General features: G+C 66.7%; 20 protein-coding genes and 1 tRNA gene. 10 read left to right on the top strand and 11 right to left on the bottom strand.

Going from position 1 to position 16,839, the window contains the following annotated elements; translation table 11 throughout:
- Positions 1-91 precede the first annotated feature (91 nt).
- Genes tgtA through BLU18_RS06725 form a run of 3 tightly spaced genes read right to left on the bottom strand, consistent with a single transcriptional unit; the run spans position 92 to position 4,295 of the window.
- Positions 92-1,582 carry a tRNA guanosine(15) transglycosylase TgtA gene (gene tgtA / locus BLU18_RS06715; protein WP_092633193.1) on the bottom strand — a complete coding sequence of 497 codons (1,491 nt, stop codon included), beginning with the start codon at positions 1,580-1,582 and terminating at the stop codon, positions 92-94.
- Between the two features lie 43 nt (positions 1,583-1,625).
- Positions 1,626-2,420 (bottom strand): CPBP family intramembrane glutamic endopeptidase, encoded by a 795-nt coding sequence (locus BLU18_RS06720; protein ID WP_092633195.1) that lies wholly within the window; start codon positions 2,418-2,420, stop codon positions 1,626-1,628.
- A gap of 45 nt (positions 2,421-2,465) precedes the next feature.
- On the bottom strand, positions 2,466-4,295 hold the full coding sequence (locus BLU18_RS06725; protein WP_092633197.1) for a formate/nitrite transporter family protein: 1,830 nt from the start codon (positions 4,293-4,295) through the stop codon (positions 2,466-2,468).
- A 108-nt stretch (positions 4,296-4,403) separates the two neighbouring features.
- Between BLU18_RS06725 and pepF the strand changes: the two genes are divergently transcribed.
- The 3 genes from pepF (at position 4,404) to BLU18_RS06740 (ending at position 7,992) form a co-directional block, all read left to right on the top strand.
- Entirely contained in the window at positions 4,404-6,194 is a 1,791-nt protein-coding gene (gene pepF, locus BLU18_RS06730; RefSeq protein ID WP_092633199.1) for an oligoendopeptidase F, read from the top strand.
- 97 nt (positions 6,195-6,291) lie between these two features.
- On the top strand, positions 6,292-7,521 hold the full coding sequence (pan2, locus tag BLU18_RS06735; protein ID WP_092633201.1) for a proteasome-activating nucleotidase Pan2: 1,230 nt from the start codon (positions 6,292-6,294) through the stop codon (positions 7,519-7,521).
- An 87-nt stretch (positions 7,522-7,608) separates the two neighbouring features.
- Entirely contained in the window at positions 7,609-7,992 is a 384-nt protein-coding gene (locus BLU18_RS06740; RefSeq protein ID WP_092633203.1) for a DUF5811 family protein, read from the top strand.
- Here the strand turns inward: BLU18_RS06740 and BLU18_RS14565 are convergent.
- Entirely contained in the window at positions 7,973-8,197 is a 225-nt protein-coding gene (locus tag BLU18_RS14565) for a DUF8015 family protein (RefSeq protein WP_143025242.1), read from the bottom strand. The two genes, BLU18_RS06740 and BLU18_RS14565, sit on opposite strands and share 20 nt — an antisense overlap.
- 159 nt (positions 8,198-8,356) lie before the next feature.
- Between BLU18_RS14565 and BLU18_RS06745 the strand changes: the two genes are divergently transcribed.
- Positions 8,357-8,743, top strand: coding sequence for a DUF7522 family protein (locus BLU18_RS06745; RefSeq protein WP_092633205.1), 387 nt, complete (start codon positions 8,357-8,359; stop codon positions 8,741-8,743).
- A 1-nt stretch (position 8,744) separates the two neighbouring features.
- On the opposite strand, the gene infB is transcribed toward BLU18_RS06745, so the two are convergent.
- Positions 8,745-10,547, bottom strand: a complete 1,803-nt coding sequence (infB, locus tag BLU18_RS06750; protein WP_092633207.1) for a translation initiation factor IF-2 — start codon at positions 10,545-10,547, stop codon at positions 8,745-8,747.
- Positions 10,548-10,672: 125 nt separating this feature from the next.
- On the opposite strand from infB, the gene BLU18_RS06755 reads away from it, so the two are divergent.
- The 4 genes from BLU18_RS06755 to BLU18_RS06770 are packed head-to-tail and all read left to right on the top strand — an operon-like array spanning position 10,673 to position 13,014.
- Positions 10,673-10,918, top strand: a complete 246-nt coding sequence (locus BLU18_RS06755) for a PRC-barrel domain-containing protein (protein WP_092633209.1) — start codon at positions 10,673-10,675, stop codon at positions 10,916-10,918.
- The gene (locus tag BLU18_RS06760) at positions 10,919-11,377 is read left to right on the top strand and encodes an NOB1 family endonuclease (protein ID WP_092633211.1); all 459 of its coding nucleotides are present in this window, start codon (positions 10,919-10,921) and stop codon (positions 11,375-11,377) included.
- A gap of 54 nt (positions 11,378-11,431) precedes the next feature.
- Complete coding sequence (locus tag BLU18_RS06765; RefSeq protein WP_092633213.1) at positions 11,432-12,466, top strand: zinc-dependent alcohol dehydrogenase family protein; 1,035 nt, start codon at positions 11,432-11,434, stop codon at positions 12,464-12,466.
- Between the two features lie 41 nt (positions 12,467-12,507).
- Positions 12,508-13,014, top strand: a complete 507-nt coding sequence (locus BLU18_RS06770) for an OsmC family protein (RefSeq protein ID WP_092633215.1) — start codon at positions 12,508-12,510, stop codon at positions 13,012-13,014.
- A 9-nt stretch (positions 13,015-13,023) separates the two neighbouring features.
- Here BLU18_RS06770 and BLU18_RS06775 read toward each other — a convergent pair.
- Positions 13,024-13,108: transfer RNA gene (locus tag BLU18_RS06775), tRNA-Ser, on the bottom strand.
- 96 nt (positions 13,109-13,204) lie between these two features.
- Between BLU18_RS06775 and BLU18_RS06780 the strand changes: the two genes are divergently transcribed.
- Entirely contained in the window at positions 13,205-13,648 is a 444-nt protein-coding gene (locus BLU18_RS06780) for a CopD family protein (RefSeq protein ID WP_092633217.1), read from the top strand.
- Positions 13,649-13,840: 192 nt separating this feature from the next.
- Here BLU18_RS06780 and BLU18_RS06785 read toward each other — a convergent pair whose 3' ends face one another.
- A complete protein-coding gene (locus BLU18_RS06785; protein ID WP_143025243.1) occupies positions 13,841-14,137 on the bottom strand; it encodes a hypothetical protein in 297 nt (98 codons plus the stop codon).
- Between the two features lie 96 nt (positions 14,138-14,233).
- Between BLU18_RS06785 and BLU18_RS14820 the strand changes: the two genes are divergently transcribed.
- Positions 14,234-14,401, top strand: coding sequence for a hypothetical protein (locus BLU18_RS14820; RefSeq protein ID WP_176791191.1), 168 nt, complete (start codon positions 14,234-14,236; stop codon positions 14,399-14,401).
- 24 nt (positions 14,402-14,425) lie between these two features.
- On the opposite strand, the gene BLU18_RS06790 is transcribed toward BLU18_RS14820, so the two are convergent.
- The 4 genes from BLU18_RS06790 to BLU18_RS06805 all read right to left on the bottom strand — a co-directional run bounded on the left by BLU18_RS06790 (position 14,426) and on the right by BLU18_RS06805 (position 16,789).
- The gene (locus BLU18_RS06790; protein ID WP_092633221.1) at positions 14,426-14,605 is read right to left on the bottom strand and encodes a DUF7987 family protein; all 180 of its coding nucleotides are present in this window, start codon (positions 14,603-14,605) and stop codon (positions 14,426-14,428) included.
- Positions 14,606-14,644: 39 nt separating this feature from the next.
- Positions 14,645-14,935, bottom strand: a complete 291-nt coding sequence (locus BLU18_RS06795; protein ID WP_092633223.1) for a DUF8036 family membrane protein — start codon at positions 14,933-14,935, stop codon at positions 14,645-14,647.
- Positions 14,936-14,945: 10 nt separating this feature from the next.
- Entirely contained in the window at positions 14,946-15,218 is a 273-nt protein-coding gene (locus BLU18_RS06800) for a winged helix-turn-helix domain-containing protein (protein ID WP_092633225.1), read from the bottom strand.
- Positions 15,219-15,337: 119 nt separating this feature from the next.
- Entirely contained in the window at positions 15,338-16,789 is a 1,452-nt protein-coding gene (locus tag BLU18_RS06805; protein WP_092633227.1) for a molybdopterin-dependent oxidoreductase, read from the bottom strand.
- Between the last annotated feature and the right edge of the window lie 50 nt (positions 16,790-16,839).

Below are 16,839 nucleotides of genomic sequence, written 5' to 3' on the forward strand. Positions count from 1 at the left end.
CGGGGATGGCTCATACTGTTGGCTGTCACTGCTGCAAGACAGTCGGCACTCCGGGGTGCCGACTGTCTGTATTGAGTTACAGCCGACAGGATCACTCGACGCGGTCCGGGCGCGCGCCCAGTGGTTCGACGGTCACCGAGGCGGGCAACATCCCGAGCGCCGACGCCGGCCAGTCGTCGTGGGAGACGGTCACGTCCGTCTCGGGGTTGGCGGCGACGAGTTCGGCGACGCCGCGCGCGGCCGCCTCGCAGGCCGCGTCGTCCGTTCGGTCGGGGAGTTCGGCGGTGAATGGATACGTCTCCGAGAGCGCCCGCGGCACGGGGCCAAAGGGTGGGAGGAGGCGCCACGCGGCGTCGAACCGGTCGCCGGAGGGCGCGTTCCCCTCGGTCAACAGGAGGCTGTCGGGGGTGTCGAGTCGGGCGAGTCGGTCGTGGTGGCGGACTACCTCGGGCCGGCGCGCGCTCTCGGCGGAGCAGTAGAAGAAGGACCCCTTCGAGGCCGGGTCGTGGCGTTCGATCTGTCGGGCGTGGTCGAGGAGCGCGCGGTAGCCGTCGAGCATCGACGGGTGGCCGCGGGCGCGCGTCTCGACGAGTTCGAGGAGGGAACCGTCGCGGATGGCCTGCTTGATGCGACGGAGTTCGCCGTAGGAGACGTGGAGGTTGTGTTCGGCGAGGAGGCGTTCGCGCTCTCCGTCGTCCGCGGCGCGAATCTCGGCCGGCGAGTGCGCGGAACAGACCGGGCACTCGCAGGGGAAGTACTCGATGTCTTCGAGGTGTTTCGTGCCGCGGACGGTGAGATAGCGGTCGTCGCGGGCGTAGATGGCGTAGGCGGCGGAGTCGAAGAGGTCACACCCCATGGCGACGGCGAGGGCGAACATCATGGGGTGACCGGCGCCGAAGAGGTGGACGGGCGCGTCGGCGCCGAGGCCGCGTTTCGACGCCGCGACCACGTCCACCACGTCGTCGTATCGGTAGTCGTTCATCAGGGGGACGACGGCGCCGACGGGGAACACGTCGAGGTCGGTGGCGTCGGCGTGGCGGGCGGCCGCCTCGCGCAGGTCGAGGTGTGTCGACCCCTGCACCGGGGCGTTGACCAGCATCTCGCCGGTGTCGACGGCGGCGGCGTCGGCGAGGGCCTGTTCCGTGGTTTCGAGGTCGGCTTCGGCCTGTTCGCGGGAGACATCGGGCGGCGTCGGCACGTCGACGGGCGTGGCCACGTCCGAGCCGATGTCGTGTTGGAACTCCAGAATCTCGCGGGTCGTCACGTCGATGTCGCCGTACTCGGCGAGTTGGAACGACCCGGAGTCGGTGACGATGGCGCCCGAGAAGTCGAGCATATCGTGCAGTCCCTCGTCGAGGGCGCGTTCGCGCAGGTCGTCGGTGCTGCGGATGATGTAGGAGTTGGTGATGAGAATCTCGGCGCCGAACTCGGCTTCGAGGCGAGCAGGCGCCACCGTCTCGAGATTTGGGTTGATCACGGGGAGCAGCGCCGGCGTCTCGACGGTCCGACCGGCGCGCGGCACGGTCAATGCCCCGATTCGGCCGAGGGCGTCGCCGTGTCGCACTTCGAAGTGCTCGCGCATACCACCGGCTTTCGCGGGCGCCGCGGTAAGGGTTCCGTTCCGCCTACAGCAAGGCGAGGAGGGCCTGTGACGCCTCGGTGCCGCTGGGCGCCATCCCCGATTCCGAGAGGCGAATGGCGACGTACGCGAGGGCGAAGAGCGTCGCGTTGTAGGCGCCGTGGACCAGCGACGGGACGACGAGGTTCTCGGACAGTTCGTAGACGGTCCCGAAGACGAGCGCCGGGAAGAAGAGGATGGTAATCGTCACGAGACGCCCGCCTGCGCCGCCGGTGAGCGCGAGGTAGTGGATGGCGGCGAAGAGGGCGCTCGCGAGGACGACGCCCGGCACCCGGTCGAACGTCTCGCGCAGGCGACCCTGAACGATGCCCCGGAAGAGCAGTTCCTCGCCGGGGCCGATGAGCAGAAACGAGGCGGGGACGAGCCAGAGCAGGACCGAGGGGTCGGAACTGGCGAACTGCGACACTTGGTTCTCGCCGGCGGGCGCACCGGTGATGCTGATGACGATAGCCCCGGAGATGGCGGCGACGAACGCCGCCACGTACCCGCCGACGGCGAACAGGAGGTCACGGAGCGACGGGAGTCGGAGCCCGACGCTCCCGAGTGAACGGCCCCGGAAACGGAGATATAGGAGGGCGACACCGCCGAACGCGACCCCCTGAATCGAGACGAGGGAGACGACGAGGAGGACGAACGGTGAGGGGTCGACGCCGAGGAGGGCGAGAGCTACCGAGAGACCGAAGACGAGGACGAGGCCGGTAGCGAGGCCGATGCCAGCCACGAGGAGGGCGACCACGACGGCCCGGACGCGGGCGACCGTGCGGTCGGAGATATCGGGCATACCCCCTCCTGAGTGCGGGAGCGTCGAAAAGCTTCTCACCGACCGTCACTCGTCGTCGGTGGGCGATTCGACGCGGTCCCGGAACGCCCGCGCAGGGCGTCGGTCCCGCGAGGGCGACCCGAACAGTCGCTCCCAGACCGAGCGCCGGGAGGGACGTTCGGCCAACAGCACCGAGCAGTCCACGTCGTTGATGACGTCCAAGTGGAGCGAGTTCTGGACCAAGCGCGAGAGCAGACCCTGTTCGGTCGCCCCGAGCATGAGCATCGTGCTGTCGGTGGCTGCGCGGGCGATTGCCGGTTCCACGTCGCCCGAGTCGACGGTGACAGTCACGTCCGTCAGGTCGTGCGTGTCTGCCCAGTTCCGGAGGAAGGCCTCGCCCGCCCGGTGATCGGCCTCGTCGGCGACGACGTGGAGTAACTCGACCTCCGCGCTCGCGACCTGCTGGAGGGCGCGAGCGACCGCGGCGTTCAGGTCGGAGTCGGGGCCGCCCGCGGTCGGCAGCAGAATCTTCGACGTGTCGAGTCCGCGGTCGTTGACGACGAGGAAGTCACAGGGGAGTCGGTTGGTCAACTCGTCGAGGGGGCGCTCCGCGCGGGCCGAACTCCACAGGCCCTCGCGGTCCCAGTCCATCACGACCAGATTGGGATTGGTCCGGCGGGCGAGCGAGAACACTTCCTCGAAGGACCGCGGCGTGACGACCGTCGACGTCTCGAAGGACACGTCGTAGGTGGTGCCGATCTGTCGGGTGTCCTCGAGGAGGCGTTCGGACTCGTTTCGGATTCGGTCCCGCTGGGCCGCGTCGGCGTCCGGCGCCCACCGGCGCGGCGCCTGCACGACGTGGACGACGTGGACTGTCCCTTTCTCATGGCTACTGGCCAGTTGGCAGGCCAGCTTGACCACGCCGGTCTCGGTCCGGGGGTTGGCGATGGGGATCAGGATGCGGTAGGCCTCGGGGTCGCGGACGATGTCCTCGACGGTGTCGATGACGGGGACGTACGACCGCCCGGCGAGCGACCCCAGCAACCACTCCCGAATGGAGAGGCGGCGGACGTTCTGGAAGCGGTCTATCTCCAACCGGCGGTCGGAGGTTTGGTAGTAGTTGACGACCGTCACCAACAGGATGCCGCCGAGGGTGTTGCCGACCAGGACGGGCAACACGAATTCGAGCAGTGCGGGGCCGGGATTGACGCCCGACACCAGCGCCAGATAGACCACCTCGGTGAAGGAGACGACGACGTGGAACAGGTTCCCCATCGGGATGGCGAGGAAGGCGAGATAGACGACGGCCAGTCGGGAGACGGTGTCGCGGGCGGCGAAGTTGATCCAGACGACGCCGGCGACGATGAGGCCCGCGAAGGCAGCCTTGACGAACAGGTCAGTCGCGGGTGTGGCGATGCCCTTCTGTGCGAACTCGGCCGCGACCGTCGCGGTGGTGTCGTCGAACACGCCGCCGTACGCGAGAGCGACGGCGCCGAGGCCGCCACCGAGGAAATTGCCGGCGAGGACGACCAGCCAGTGCCGGACGAGCGTGGGAATCGACACCAGTCGCTCCAGCGTCAGCGCCACCGGTGGGAGCGTGTTCTCCGTATACAGCTGGTAGCCGCCGATGATGATGTAGATGAATCCAAGGGGGTAGAGCAGGACGCCGACGAACTTGGAGTCGGTCGTCGCCGTGACGGAGGCGTACAGCAGGAAGGTGACGGTGATTGCAAAACCCGCGGCCAGCGCGCTGAAGAACAGCTCGCGCGTCCCCGAGGTGATTTCATGGTCGGCATCGGCGACCACGCGCTGATACACCTCGTCGGTGGATAGCTTGTCGGCAAGCACGTCGTCGTCGTGACTCCCGTCCGGAGCCGCGGAGTTCGAATCGGCCATCGCCGTAGGTAGGGCCTTCAAAGGGAGCGACAAGTAGCTTTGTGGTCGGGCGGCCCCGACGTGCGGCGAGTACTAACCCTTACGGCACCGCCCGTCCAAAGTCCGCCGATGAGTTCGGTTCCCGAACGCAGTGAGATAGACGCCGAGGACAAGTGGGCGCTGGAGAGCATCTTCGAGAGCGACGAGGACTGGGAGGACGCCTTCGAAGACGTCCGCGAGCGAGTCGACGACCTCGCCGCGTACGAGGGCCGAGTGACGGAGAGCCCCGAGGTGCTCCTCGAACTGCTGAACCTTCACGAGGACCTGTTGCGCGACGTGTCCGTCGTCTCGACGTACGCCAGCCTGCGGAGCAGCGAGGACACTCGCAACCAGGAGTATCAGGCCATGTCGGCGCGGGCGGAGTCGCTCGCGGCCGACGCGCGCAGCGCGGCGAGTTACATCGAACCCGAACTACAGGAACTCGACGAGGCGGAGCTCAAGGCGTTCGTCGAGGAGGAACCCGCTCTCGCCGAGTACGAACACTACTTCGACGACGTGCTCCGGCAGAAACCGCACACGCGCTCGAAGGAAATCGAGGAGCTGCTGGCCGACCTCTCGGAGGTGACCGACGCCGCGAGCGACGTGTACAGCATGCTCTCGAACGCGGACATGGAGTTCCCGACGGTGGAGGACCCCGACGGCGACGATATCGAAATCTCGCTGGGCAACTTCACGAAACTCCAGAAACACCCGAACCGCGAGTTCCGACAGGAGGTCCACGAGGCCTTCTACGATCGGTGGGCAGACGTGCGAAACAGCGTGGGCACGTCGCTCAAAAAGAGCGTCACGTCGGACGTGAAACTCGCCCGAGCGCGCAACTACGAGACGGCGCGGGAGGCGGCGCTCGACGGCCCGAACGTCCCGAGCTCGGTGTACGACAACCTCCTCGAAACGGTGCGGGACAACCTCGACTATCTCCACCGACACGCGGAACTGAAAGCGGACGCACTCGGCGTCGACGACCTGCAGATGTGGGACCTCTACGCGTCGATGGCCGAGGGCGAACCGCCCGAAATCCCCTACGAGCAGGCGGTGGAGTACGTCACCGAGGCGGTCGCACCGCTCGGCGACGCCTATCAGGAGCGCATGGCCGAGGGCCTCGACTCGCGGTGGGTCGACGTCTACGAGAACCGAGGCAAGCGGTCGGGGGCGTTCTCGGCGGGGACCTACGACACCCAACCGTTCATCCTGCTGAACTACCAAGACGACGTGGCCTCGATGTTCACGCTGGCGCACGAACTCGGGCACTCGATGCACTCGGAGCTGACCAACGAGGCCCAGCCGTGGCAGTACAGCAGTTACGACATCTTCGTCGCGGAGGTGGCGAGCACGGTCAACGAGACGCTGTTGACCCACCATCTGCTGGAGACGGTCGAGGACGAACGCCTCCGCCGGCACGTCCTCGACGAGTATCTGGAGCGGTTCCGGTCGACGCTCTTTCGCCAGACCATGTTCGCCGACTTCGAGCTGCAGATTCACGAAATCGTCGAGGACGGCGGTGCGCTCACGCCCGACCGCTTCGACGACATCTACGGCGAACTGAAGGAGACGTACTACGAGCCAGCGGTGGTCGACGACCGAATCCCCCGCGAGTGGATGCGGATTCCCCACTTCTACATGGGCTACTACGTCTACCAGTACAGCACGGGCATCAGCGCGGCGACGGCCATCGTCGACCGCATTCTCGACGAGGGCGACGCGGCCGCGGCGGACTACCGCGATGCGCTGGAGATGGGCGGCAGCGCCTACCCAGTCGACGTGTTGCAGACGGCGGGCGTCGACATGACGACGGCCGGACCCATCGAGGACGCCCTCGCCGTCTACGGGACGTATCTCGACGAGATGGAAACGCTGCTCTGAGCGGACGCTCGCGGCGAATCTCGCCGGTGATTGGCCGGGTGCGAACGGCACACGACCCAAAGGCACATTTACGCCCGCCCCCTAGCGAAGCCAACCAATGTCACGGAGTCCGTCGCTGCCGGACCGTCCGCGGTTGGATCTCGATCCGGAGATGTCCGACGCGGAACGTCTCGACGCCATCCGACAGCACTACGAGCGGATGGTTCGGGTCAACGAAGAACTCGCGGAGCGTCTCGACGAGACCGACGACCGCCGCGAAGAACTCATGGAGGAAGTCGACCACCTCAAGCGGCGCAACGAGGTGCTGAAGACCTCGTCGCTGTACATCGCCACCGTCGAAGAGGTCACCGACGACGGGACGATAATCAAACAGCACGGCAACAACCAGGAGGTCCTGACGGAGCCCTCGCCGCGCATCCGAAAGGAGCTGTCGGCGGGCGACCGCGTCGCCGTCAACGACTCCTTCGGCGTCCAGACCATCCTCGACGACGAGACTGACTCGCGGGCACAAGCCATGGAAGTCGAGGAGTCGCCGACCGTCACCTACGACGACATCGGCGGCATCGACGAGCAGATACGCGAGGTCCGCGAGGCCGTCGAGGACCCCCTCCTGACGCCGGAACTGTTCGAGGAAGTCGGCGTCGACCCGCCGTCCGGCGTCCTCCTTCACGGGCCGCCGGGAACGGGGAAGACGATGCTCGCGAAGGCCGTCGCCAACGAAACCGACGCCACCTTCATCAAGATGGCCGGCTCCGAGCTCGTCCGCAAGTTCATCGGCGAGGGGTCGCGGCTGGTCCGTGACCTCTTCGAACTCGCCGAGGAGCGCCAGCCGGCGGTCATCTTCATCGACGAAATCGACGCTGTCGCCGCCAAGCGGACGGACTCGAAGACGTCCGGCGACGCCGAAGTCCAGCGGACGATGATGCAACTCCTCTCGGAGATGGACGGCTTCGACGACCGAGGCGAAATCCGCATCATGGCGGCTACGAACCGCTTCGACATGCTCGACGAGGCCATCCTGCGCCCCGGCCGGTTCGACCGCCTCATCGAGGTGCCCGAACCCAACGCCGAGGGCCGCGCCCAGATTCTCCGCATCCACACCCGTGATATGAACATCGCCGGCGACGTGGACTTCGAAGAAGTGGCCGAGGACCTCGACGGATACAGCGGTGCGGACATCGCCTCCCTCGCCACGGAGGCGGGGATGTTCGCCATCCGCGACGACCGCACCGAGGTGCAGATGCAGGACTTCCGCGACGCCAAGGCGAAAATCGAGGACAACTCCGACTCCGGCCCCGTGATGGCGTTCACGGACTACCAGTACTGAGCGCGACGCTCGGCGGACGGACTCGGCGGGACTCTCGGGACGGGCGACGACTTTTTACCTGCGGTCCGCGTACGGCTATCGACTCGGATGAATGGAAACACGCCGTACGGAGGCGCACCCGGAGTTGCCGAAGCGGGACAGCCATCGACGGATATCGAACTTACGCAGGATCAGCGCCGGGCGCTCCGCCAGGCGGTCGCGGGTATCGTCTCTCGCACGCGCTCGTATCTGCCCGACAGCTACACCGTCGGGTCGGAGCTATCCTACGGTTCGAACGGGCCGACGGCGACCGTCGCCGTTCGCCCGCCGGCGGGCCACCCCGTCAGCGCAGGGTTCACGCCCGACCTCGACGACCTCGAGGCGGGAATCGCCAACGCAGAACGCGACGAGGTGGCACGCGGACTGGCCGCGAGCGCGGCCCTCCAAGTAATGGATGCCGTGGGCGACGGCGTCAAGCCGACGGCCCGGTAGTCGGCGCGCCGAGAGAGATAGCGTAGCCGAACGGAATCGCGGAAACGAGGCTGCCGGCACCCATCGCGACCGTTTCTGAGACCGGCGTGAGCATCGTCAGCAACACCCCGCAGAGCAACGGTATCGGCATGAGTGCCAACAGCAGGTCGTACCGAGAGACGGTCGGCAGGGCGATACGGTCACTCGGGGTAGTTCGAACACTCATCGTCGGTCACCTCGTTTCTTACTTGCTCTGGTTCCGACTAAAAAGTTACTCCGCGTGTACCAGAGACATCCTCGAAAGTTGTGTGAATAATATGAGTGAGATTCCGCGGCGAGCGATTAGTCCCGATTTATAACCGAGCGGGCGGCGTGGCTCGGGTCGATGACCGGTCCGAACGACCAGCGACTCCACCAGTTCGTACACGAGCGAGCGGGCGACGGGTATCGGGCGCTAGTGCGCTACGACGCCGACGAGTGGGAGGTGTTGTACGTCCGCGAGGACCTCTCGAGCGAAACCATCGAGGCGGCGATTCCACAGATCGCCGAGCAGTTACGCGAGCGACATGCGCTCGTCCGAGAGGAGGAAAGTCCGATGCTCGGCGGCGTGAACGCGACGCTCGAAGTCCACGACGACGGCGTCCTCCTCCACCTTCCGGAGGGGTCGGCGAGTGGCGTCGTCGTCTCGCTGGACCAACGGGTCGCGCGTCACCTCGTCGAGTTCATCGTGCAATGTACGTCAGTCCTCAACGACGGGGAGACGGCCGAATGACCTATTTCCCCCAGAAGGGGTCGCGCCGCCGACGGTTGTCGAGATAGCCGCGGAGCGCCTCCAACTCGTCGGCCGGAATCTCGTCGTCGAGCTCCTGTTCCAGAATCTTCGCGTGTTTCTCGGGGAGGTCGACCCAGAGTTCGTCGCCCTCGTGGATCTGCCGGCCGACCGTCGGGCCGTCGATGGCGACGCTGACGCGTTCGCCCGCGCGGGCCTCGTCTACGTCTTCACCCTGCTTCTGGATGCCGCTGAGTTGGCCGAGTCGCTCGAACTCGTTGCCGTCGAAGCGACCGACGTTGACGTTGTTTTTCAGCGTGCCCGAGAGGACTTCGACGCCGACGACGGCGGGGTCGTTCTGGCGGAAGACGTGGTCGGGGAGAATCTGGAAGCGCGCGGGCCGAATGATTTTGTCGAGGACCGTCTCCTGCTGGGCGCGTTCGCGTTCCTCGACGAACGCCTCGTAGTCCTCGACGAGTTGGTAGATGACGTCGTCGCTGAAGAGGCGAACGTCGGTCGATTCGAGTTCGCGTTCGGCGTTGGAGAGCACGTCGACGTTGAACCCGAGGATGACCTTGTGTTCGTCCTCGCCGGCGGTGCTGGCGACGGCCACGTCGCGCGGGGCCACGTCGCCCACCTCCGCGCGGAGGATGGGAACCTCCGCCTCGACGAGGGCGTTCGCCATCGCTTCGAGGCTACCGAGCGTGTCGGCTTTGACGACGACGCCCTCCTCCTCGGTTTCGACCTCGATTTGGGCGAGTTCGGACTCCACGTCCGCGATGACCGTCTCGCGCGTGCGGTTCCGAATGACCCGAACCGGCGCGCCGGCCATGGCGTCTTCGAGGTCGGGGGCGGCAATCTTCACACCCGCGGCGGCGGCGACGGCGTCGACTCGCTCGAACTGCTTTTCGGTCCGAATCTCGGCGAGTGGCTTGGGTTGCAGGAGCGCCCGCACCTCGGTCACGATGGGGTCTTGCATCCCGCCGACGACGATTTCGTCGCCCTCACGAATCGTCCCGTCGTACATCACCACGTCGAGGGTGGTGCCGAAGCCCTTCTCCTCTTTGACTTCGAGGACCGTCCCGGCGCCCGGTCCCTCTACGTCGATGGCCATCTCGTCTTTCATGTACCGTTGCGAGAGGCCCATCAGGACCGTCAGGAGGTCGGGGACGCCCTCGCCGGTCAGCGCGGAGACGGGGACGACGCCGATGTTGGCCTGGAAGTCCTGGACGCGCCAGTAGAGGTCGGCGGAGAAGCCCGAGTCCGAGAGTTCGCCGATTATCTCGTAGAGGTTCTCGTCGAGGCGGGAGCGGGCGCGGTCGCTCTGTGCCTCGTAGGTGACCTGGATGGGTTCGCCCTCCTGTGGGTTCCACCCGGGCGTGGTGTCGATTTTGTTCGCGGCGACGATGAAGGGCGTCCCCGTGCGTTTGAGGATGTCGATGGCTTCCTCGGTCTGGGGCTGGAAGCCGTCGTTCACGTCGACGACGAGGACGGCGATGTCGGCGAGTGCGCCGCCGCGAGAGCGAAGCGTCGAGAACGAGTGGTGGCCCGGCGTGTCGATGAAGAGCAGGCCGGGAAGGTCGAAGTCGTCGGGGTCGACGAGGCTGCCAGCGATACCCGAGATGGTGTCGAGTGGCACGGCCGTCGCGCCGATGTGCTGGGTGATGGCGCCGGCCTCGCCCTCGCTGACCGCCGACCCGCGAATCTTATCGAGCAAGCTAGTCTTCCCGTGGTCGACGTGCCCCAGCACGGCGACGATGGGGGTGCGAAGCGTATCCGACCGGTCGCGTGTATCCGAATCTGACATAGTTTCCCCCGCTAGAAGTTCTGTGTCCCGAGAGAGCCGTGGACCGAAGTTAAGTCTTTCAACATGGGCCGCTCGCGAACGACGACCCCGTGGCGTTTAAGGTCATCCCCACGAATGTGGAGCGTATGTCAGACGTACTCGCCGAGAACCTCTCTGGAAAGTCCGTTATGGGCGCTGACGGAACGGAACTCGGCATGCTGTACAACATCACGATGAACCTGAAGACGGGGGCCCTGAACGACCTCCTCGTCTCGCCGAACGAGGAGTTCTCGGCGTCGGACTCCGCGTTCCAGCAGGACGAACAGGGCCGACTCCACGTGCCAGTCTCCCGCGTGCAGGCAGTGAAAGACTACATCGTCATCGACCGGTAGATGCACGTTCTGGACTCTTCTGCGTTCATTCACGAGTATCACACCTCCGAGCAGATGGCGTCGGTCCCCGCCGTCGAAGCGGAACTCGAAGACGAGAGCGCCTACCGCTTCGACGCCATGGAGGGCGCGGGGATGCACATCCACATCCCGGCCGACAACACCATCGAAACCATCGAGCGCGCGGCCGTCGAGACGGGCGACGGTGAGGAACTCTCCGACACTGACGTTCGCCTTGTCGCGGCCGCGTTCGAACTCGACGGAACGCTCGTCACCGACGACTACGCGATGCAGAACGTCGCCGAGCATCTCGGCGTCACCGTCGAAGTCATCGCGCGCGAGGGCATCACCGAACAGCGCAACTGGCGCTTCCAGTGTCAGGGCTGTGGCCGCGAGTTCGACGACCACCGCGACCGCTGTCCCATCTGCGGGAGCGACCTCTCGCGGAAGAACCCCGCCTGACAGAGGAAAGTAGGTCGGCGTGGCCGTTTTGTGCCTCGGCGTTCGTGAGAGCGTATGCGCGCCGCCACGTACCACGGCCCCGGCGACATTCGAATCGAGGAGCGACCGCGACCCGAAATCGAGGCCCCGACCGACGCTATCGTCCGCGTCACGCACACGGCGGTCTGTGGCTCCGACCTCTGGTTCTATCGGGGCGAGAGCGACCGTGAGGTGGGAAGTCGCGTCGGCCACGAACCGATGGGTATCGTCGAGGAAGTCGGCGACGACGTGCGCTCGGTCGAACCGGGCGACCGAGTGCTGGCCCCCTTCCGCATCAGCTGTGGTTCCTGTGAGTTCTGTCGGAAGGGACTGTACACCTCCTGTGTGAACGGCGACTCGTGGGGCGACGCCAACGGCGGCGGGCAGGGCGAGTACGTCCGCTCGACACACGCCGACGGCACGCTGGTTCGGGTGCCGGACCGCCACGCCGACGACGAGGATACCCTGCGCGCACTCCTCCCGCTGACGGACGTGATGGGGACGGGCCACCACGCCGCCGTCAGTGCGGGCGTCGACGCCGGGTCGACGTGTGTCGTCGTCGGCGACGGGGCGGTTGGTCTGTGTGCCGTCCTCGCCGCGCGACGACTGGGTGCAGAGCGCATCATCGCCGCCGGGCACCACGAGGACCGCCTCGCTGTCGCCGAGGAATTTGGCGCGACGGAGACGGTGGCGGCCCGCGGCGACGAGGCCATCGAACGCGTCCAGGAGCTCACATACGGCGGCGCGAACCACGTCGTCGAGTGCGTGGGCGCCACGTCGTCGATGAACGCCGCCATCTCGATGGCGCGACCGGGCGGGACAGTCGGCTACGTCGGCGTCCCCCACGGCGTCGACGGCCTCGACCTCTACGGGATGTTCGGGGACAACATCACGCTCAGCGGGGGCATCGCGCCCGTTCGCGCGTACGCCGAGGAGTTAATGGCCGACGTGCTCGGCGGGACGCTCGACCCCTCGCCCATCTTCACGGAGACGGTCGACCTCAACGGCGTCCCCGAGGGCTACCGGATGATGGACGAACGCGAGGCCATCAAGGTGCTCGTCAAACCCTGAGGCCCGGAACGCTTTTTCCGGCGCTCGGACCATGTGGTTGTATGACAGACAGCGATCTTCGCGAGACACAGAAGCCGCTGAAAGAGCAGTACGAGGCCGACCCGGAGGCGGCCCAACTCACCATCAGCGCGACGGGCGACGAGGCGGCGGACGCGACGACGTGCAGCGTCGAAGTCGGGCAGGCGATGTACGAAGCAGAGCTACACGAGGGCGCGGGCGGGTCGGGGACCGCGGCGTGTTCGGGTGACCTCCTCCTCGGCGCGCTGGCGGCGTGTTCGCAGTTGACGGCGCAAGCAGTCATCGAGAACTTCGGCGTCGACGCCGACGTGTCGGTCCGCGTCGAAGGTGACCTCGACCTGCGGGGGACGATGGGCGTCGCGGACGTGCCCGTCGGGTTTCAGGACATCCGCCTCGACGTGACGCTCGCGGGTGACCTCGACCCGGAGACGGCGGCGTCGATTCGGGACGCGACCGAGCGGTTCTGCGTGGTGTACCAGACGCTCGTGGACGGCGCAGACGTGAGTACGGACTGGACGTTCGAGACGTAAGTGGAAAAGCGCCGAGGGTGAGATTTGAACTCACGAGTCCTAACGGACAGTTGCTCTCGAAGCAACCGCCTTGGCCGGGCTAGGCTACCTCGGCTCGGCCTACACTCGTCGGGCGTGCGTTTAATCGGTTTCGATTCGGTGCCGCCCCGCGATACCGCGCTTTCAAGTCCACGGCGCTCCACCCGCAACCATGTCGACTGTCGACACGGCAATCAACGCGGTACACTTGCTGTTCGCTGGGCTGTGGGCCGGAAGCGTGCTCTTCGTCGCGCGGGCGGTGTTGCCTGCGGCACAGGACGGTGACCTCGACGCCACGCCGCTGCGAGGGATAATCGGGAAACTCCGGACGTGGACGCGTCTCTCCGCGGTGGTCCTGTTTCTGACCGGCGGCCACCTCGCGGCACAGCGCTACACCGCCGAGTCGCTCTTCGGGTCGACGCGGGGCTACCTCGTCGTCGCGATGGTCGTGCTCTGGTTGCTCCTCGCGGGTCTGGTCGAGATGGGGTCGGGACGGCTCGTCGACGGACTGGACGAGCGGAAAATCCGCGAGCCCGCGCGGTCGGCGGCGCCGTTTTTCACCGCGGCGTCGGTCGTGGCGGTTGCTCTCCTCGTCATCGGCGGCGTCCTGCTGTAACGCGGGAAGAAAAGCGGCGACCGAGTCAGCCGGTCGCGGAACCCGTGCCGTTGATGATTCGTTCGACGATGTCGTCGATATCGGGTGGCGTTCGCTCACGAGGCGGTTCGTCCGCTGGCAGGTGTGGCACGACGGGCATCGACCATCACCCACCCGGAATATGACGGATTCCTAACGCAAAAATATTCGGCGTCAGCGCATCCCACCGGAACTGCCGGTGATGTCGGCGACGGCAACCATGGCGACGCCGACGACGGCGGCGGCACTCCCGCCCACGGTGACAGCCGTCTTCACGAGCGTTCGCACCGCCGAACAGGAGAGTTGGAGCGTTTCGCTTCCCGAAGCGCCGACGACGAACGTTCCCTGCGGGCCACCGCTACAGGCGACCAGAAAACCCACCGCAGCACCGGTGAACAGGTACAACACGACGGGCGTGAGTATCGTCACTCCGAGGAGGGCACCGAGCCAACCGAGTACGTCCCGATTCATATCCGACTCAACCGCGTCCGGGTACATATGCGTCGGGGGAACGAGCGACACGCCGAACCGCACCCTTTTTATTTTAGGTATCCCTAAAGAAGTGTGATGCCAACTGGTACGGAGTCGGGCGCGGACGAAGACGGGGAGCCATCGATGCCCGAGACCCCCACAGTGTCGGTCTGTGAGAGCTGTCCCGGGCGAACGGTGTTCATCGAATCCGGAAACACCGAGGGTTGGATTGCGAGCGACCTGACCGTCGAACCGAAACAGTAGTCTCTCTCACTCGCCGACCACTTCTCAGGACGCCGAGCGTCGCCGCCACTCGTTGATGAGCGTCGGGAGGATAACGCCGATTCCGAGCAGCGTCGCGAACGAGACGAGCGAGTTTTGGGTCACCTGCCGGGCCAGATACCACGACGTGAGTCCGAGGAACATACAGCCGAGCACTATCTTCGTCTCGGTCTGGAGGAGGGCCATACCGAGGGGACGTGAAGACGAACCTTGGCTCTGTCGGTGTCAGCGCATCGTCACGTACGTGAGGAAGGCGAGCGCGACGAACTGGAGGGCACGCATCGCGAGGACTGCGGTCTGTGCGCTCGCCGACGCCGCGTACAGCATGTCGGAGCTGAAGAAGAAGCCGATGGCGACGACGTTCTCGACGGCGAGGACGGACGCGAACGCGACCAGTCCGAGCGTGAGCGGCGTGCGGAACTGCCGGTAGTTGCGTCCCCACACGACCAGCAGGGCGGCCAAGAGGACGATGTTCAGCCCCGAGAGGGCGCTCGCAATCGTGAGGGTGGGAGTCATCGATGCCATGTTAGACGTGTTCCGTTATCTCCTCGAACTGCTCGCGGTGTCGGTCGAAGCGGTCGGTGAGGAAGTAGAGCCGACCGTACGATTGGTCGCCACTCTCGACTACGTCGTGGTCCACCAGCATGTCGAGGTGATGGCGGACGGAGTTGTAGTCGATGTCCAGCTCCTCGCAGAGTTGGTTCGCGTTTCGCGGGCGCTCGTCGAGCAGGCGGATGATCTTCGCGCGGTTGGCCCCGCCCCGCGTGCCCGCGAGCAGGTACCAGAGTGCCTTCTCCATCGACTGTGGTAACTGTTGGCGTGATTTGTCCCCGTGGGTCGCCGAACGGACGACGACGCGCCGGGGCTGACTCGCGACACACCTACCAGCGGTCGGCGTGGGCAAAACGCTTCGCCCGCTCACGGCTGGACGGTGCGCGACACCCACCCGCTCGGCCCGCTGGGGTACGCTCGCTTCTCGTCGCGTGGCTGGAGCGTCCCGGTGCCGTCGGTGGCGCGGACGACCACCTCGTGTTCGCCCGCCGGGGGCTCGTATCGGTACACCCACTGTCGCCACACGTCCTCGCCGGGGAGCGGGTCCGAGAGGTCGGCGTCGGCCCACGTCTCGCCGCCGTCGGTCGACACCTCGACGCGCTCGATTCCACGAGTGCCCGCGTACGCGGGGCCGGCGACTTCGACGCGCCCGTCGTCGAGGTGGTTCTCCGCCCACAGCTTCGCCACCGTGTTGACCGGGCCGGTGCCGTGCCACCCGCGTTCCTCCCAGTAGCCCGTCGCTGGCTCGTCGAGCACCTCGATTTCGGTGAGCCACTTCACGTTGATTTCGCCCCAGTGGCCGGGAATCAGCGCCCGTGCCGGCGCGCCGTGGCCGCGGGGGAGTGGCTGGCCGTTCATCCCGACGGCGAGGAAGCCGGATTCGAGCGCGTCGACCGGGAACTCCTCGTAGAAGCCGTCCGCCGCGCGGAGCATCACGTACTCGCCCTGCAGGTCGGCGGCATCGAGTAAGTCCATCAGGGGGACGCCCGTCCAGAGCGCGGTGTCGAGTTTGCGGCCGTTGAGCGTCTCGCCCACGCAGCGGAGCGTGTTGAACTGGTGTTCGTGGTCCATCGCCTCGATGTCCTCGAACGTGTACGTCGTCTCCTCACCGACGGCGCCGTGAATCCGGACCGACCAGTCCTCGCGAGTCGGGTCGGGGTCGACGCTCGCGATGTCGACGGTGTAGAAGTCGTCGCTCACCAACGGCTCCAGCGACTCGACGTCGAAGGACTTCTCCTCGGCCTCGGAGAGGAGAGTCGCCACGTCGTCGGGAACCGGCACTTGGGCGGATTCGGTCGCGGACGCGAACGTGCGCCGCCCGCCGACGGCCAACGTGCCAGCGGCGAGGGCGGCGACGCCGGCTAACACCGAACGCCGGGCGTCGGTGGTCGTCTCCGCGGGCGCCCCCACGTCGACGGCGGTGGCGACGAGTGCCGCGCCGACGCCGGCGCCGACGGCGGAGGTGAGGTCCGTCGAGAGCGCGGCGCCGACGAGGGCGACGGCCGCGCCGCCGACAAGCGGGCCGGCGAGCGGTCGTCCCGCGCGGTCGGCGGCGAGGCGGGCGCCGCCGGCGACGGCACCGAGGACGAGCGCCGTCGCCGCCAGCCCGCCGCCGTAGGCCAGTTTGCTCCCGAGGTCACCGAGGAGGGTGATGGCGAGCGTGACGAGTGCGCCCGGCGCGAGCGTGACCGCCGCGTTGGCGATGGGCGTCGCGACGAACGCCGGGGACTCACCGACGACGGCGTAAGAGCCGGCGACGGCGGCGACGCCAGCGGCGATGGCGACGGCGACACGGTCGAGGCGGTGAGGCAGGTCCATACCTCACGAGAGACGCCGGCCGGGGTAAGGGATTTCTCAAGGTTCGTCCG

Origin of the sequence: Haloplanus vescus, assembly GCF_900107665.1 — an archaeon.
GTDB lineage: Archaea > Halobacteriota > Halobacteria > Halobacteriales > Haloferacaceae > Haloplanus > Haloplanus vescus.